Annotated in this window: 2 protein-coding genes; both read right to left on the reverse strand. The window is 72.4% G+C overall.

Features of this window, described 5'->3' with window-relative positions:
- Positions 1 to 200 (reverse strand): hypothetical protein (locus tag Q8Q85_06835; GenBank protein ID MDP3773968.1); only part of this gene is annotated, 200 nt, incomplete at its 3' end.
- Positions 201 to 258: 58 nt separating this feature from the next.
- A complete protein-coding gene (locus Q8Q85_06840; GenBank protein MDP3773969.1) occupies positions 259 to 3264 on the reverse strand; it encodes a serine/threonine-protein kinase in 3006 nt (1001 codons plus the stop codon).
- Between the last annotated feature and the right edge of the window lie 93 nt (positions 3265 to 3357).

Here is a 3357-nt window from a genome sequence, read left to right on the forward strand (position 1 = left end):
TGGAGCGCGATCTCGCGCCCGGTCTCGTCCATCAGGGCGATCGTCAGAAGCGGCGCGAGCCGGAACTCAAAGAGGTGGGCCTCGTCCCAGAAGCCCGGGGCGTCGAGCCAGGCGGGGACCGGCGGCGCCCAGACCAGTCCCTCCCCCGCCGACAGGAACCACTTGTCAGCGCGGGCGAGCAGGTCGAGCGTGTCGGTCATTGGCGGGCGGACGGGCGGACGGACGTACGGGCGGACGGAAGCGCAGCGCGCGCGGCGGTCACAGGGGAGCCCTCAATCGCGAGAGCCCGGCCTGGGCCGAGTCGCGCACCGCAGTCCATGGCGGATCGGCGTAGCGCAGGAGGTCGTAGGCGCGCCGGAAGTACCGGATGGCGCGCTGCCTTTCGCCTCTCGCTTCGCGGATGCGCCCGTGGAGCAACCACGCCGGGCCGCGTATGACCTGGTCGGCGGAGGCGGCGAGGAAGTCCTGGGCCTCCAGGAGCGCGAGCGCGCCGGCGGTGTCGGCTGCCGCGAGCCGCAGGTGGGCCAGACGGTACCGGGGGATCCATGCCGAGTACAACAGCGTGAAGGGCGCGCGCGCCGGATCGAGATGCGCCAGTGCCGCCTCGTATGCGGCCACCGCCGCGGCCGTGTCCGCCGCCGCCTCCGCGATGCGGCCGACGAGCGCAGAGTGCATTCCGGCGACGGCCGGCGGCGCGCGGCGCGCCATCGCTTCGAGCTCCGAGAGCCGCGTGAGGGCACGGGCTGAGTCGCCGGTTTCGACCTCCACCGATCCCGCCAGCCAGAGGTCCATCGCTCGCTCTTCTCGATCCGGCCACCGGGCGGCCCCGCGCGCGGCCGCCGCGTGCAACGCCTCCGCGCGTGAGCCATACCCCACCAGGAATGCAATCGCCGGCCACCGCGCCAGCTCAGCGTCGTCGCGCAGCGCGGCCCGAAGGTCATCGAGCCGGCGTGCCGCATCGTTCCAGCGGCCCTGCGCGAGCAACGTCGCCACGAGGAACCTCGCGCCCTCGCTGCGCACCCGCACCGCGCGGCCGCGCTGGGTCATCTCATCTAGCGCGGTTTGCGCGCTGATGAGGTCGGCGCGGTCGCGCCACGTCTGCACGCCCGCCAGCGCACTCAACTCCAGGACCTGGTCGTCCATCTCGCCCAGTCGGCGGCGAATCGCCGGAAGACCCTTCAACGATCCGAAGAGGACATCCCGCGCAAGCTGGATGGTCCTTCCGACAGTCGAAGTGGAGTCCTGCGCGAGGTAGCGGGTTATGTAGTCCTCCGCCTTGTCCTCGTCGCCGAGCCAGAGGTTGAGGCCGATGAGGTGCATGAACGCAGGCGCCGCGCCGGGCCACAGGGATAGCGCGCGGTCGAAGGCGGCCACCGCCGAGTCAGGCGGCAGCCCCGCCAGGGCGCCGAAGTGGTAACGCACCTCGCCGAGCGCGAACCAGCCATCGAGGAAAGTCGAGTCCTCCTCCACCAGGCGCCTGAGCTGCGCCTCGGCCTCGCCGACGTTGCCGCTGTCGAAGAGCGTCAGGTACGCCGTGAGAAGTTTCGCCTCGCGCGGGCCGACGCGGTCCACGACGCCGCGCACCGCTAGCAGCGCCTCGCGGATGCGGTCCTCGGTGGGCTCCTGCTGAAGGACCGCCAGGAACCGCTTGTAGCTCGCCAGCGCGTAGTTCGAGTCGAGCTCGATGACGCTATCATAGCCGGCGACCGCAGCCGCGTAGTCGGCGCGGCGGAAGGCGTCCTCGGCGGTTCTCCACGCCCGGACGGCGTCGAGTGAGATGGGCGCGCGCACGGTCCCGGTCGCGAGGCCGAGGTCGTGCCCCGCGCGGCCGCCCGCGAGACGCAGCACCACCGAGTCGGCTGCCGCGAGGCCCAGCTCCGCTACCGTGAAGCGGCCCAGTTCCTCGGGCTGGCCAGTCTCCACGTTGACCACGCTCACCTGCAGCTCGAACCCCGCGCCGGCCCGCCGGATGTATCCGTGCAGGATCCACGACGCGCCGGCCTTTCGCGCCTTGGCGCGGACCTCCGGGGACGCCGGGTCGCCAACGGCCGGTGAGAAGACTCGCGAATCGGCGACGAGCATCGGGCTGAAGCCGGGGAACAGGAGCATGTCCAGAAGCGAACTCGCCGCGGCCGTGTCGCCACCGAAGCGCATAACGGCGATCGTCCGCGACGCAGCGGCACCGATCGGCACCTGTCGCCGCGCCGCCTGGAACGGCGACAGCGCACCCAGGCGGATCGCCGCGGCCACCACGACGCCCGCCCCCGCGACGTACCACCACACCCGCCGCCGCCCCGCCACCCGACGCGCGCCCGGGGTGACGAACGGCTCGAGCGCGGTGAGCAGCGCCTCAACGCTCGGCCAACGGTCCTCGCGCCGCGGCGCCGCGGCCCGCGCCACCACGTCCACCAGAGCGCTCGGCAGATCGGGACGGGTGCGCTGCGCCGACCGCCGCACCGACGCCGACGAGATCGGCCACTCCCCACCCTCGAACGCTTCGAGCCGCTTCCCCGTCAGCATCTCGAAGAGCACGACTCCCAACGCGTACACGTCCGCCCGCCCGTCCACGTCGGAGGCGCCGGCGGCTTGCTCCGGCGCCATGTACCCCGGCGTCCCGATCGCCATCCCCGTCATCGTCATCCGCTCGGCGGCGGCCGCGCGCGCAATGCCGAAGTCGGTGACCAGCGCCCGGCCCGCCTCCTTCTCCAGCATGATGTTCTGCGGCTTCACGTCCCGGTGCACCACGCCCTGCCGATGCGCGTACGCGAGCGCGCTCCCCACCTCGCGTGCGATGCGCAGCGCTTCGGACACCGGCAGCGAACCCTCCTTCGCGATGCGCTCGGCGAGCGACCCGCCTTCGACGTACGCCATGGCGAAGTACGGCGTGGCCATGTCGCCGCCCGCACCGTAGACCGGAACGATGTTGGGATGGGAGAGGCGCGCGGCCGTCTCGGCCTCGCGCCGGAAACGCTCCACGCTGGCGGGACGCAGCGCATCGAGGGACGGCAACACCTTGAGCGCGGCAAGGCGGCCCAGCTTGCGGTCGCGGCCGAGGAACACCCAGCCCATCCCGCCCCGGCCCAGCTCGCCCACCACCTCGTACTCGCCGAGGGCCGCCTCCGCCAAGCGCGCACGCACGGCCTCGCGCGCCTCGAACTCGCCGTCGCCGGCGGTCGAGGTCGCGACCGGCGTCCCGCACGACGGGCACTTCCCCTCCCACGGCGTGAGCCGCGAGCCGCATTGGGTGCAGTTGTTGTCGGTCATGAGCCTAGAGATCTACGTCACGAACGCTGGTGCAGCCAGTCGCGATCCTAGGGAACGAAGATGCGGCGTACAACGTGATGGCCGGCCTCGGCG

The sequence above is a fragment of the Gemmatimonadales bacterium genome (assembly GCA_030697825.1).
GTDB lineage: Bacteria > Gemmatimonadota > Gemmatimonadetes > Gemmatimonadales > JACORV01 > JACORV01.

What these genes read in the sequence shown, in the direction of transcription:
- Q8Q85_06840 (MDP3773969.1), bottom strand. Translation starts at nt 3,264, where the DNA reads ATGACCGACAACAACTGCACCCAATGCGGCTCGCGGCTCACGCCGTGG.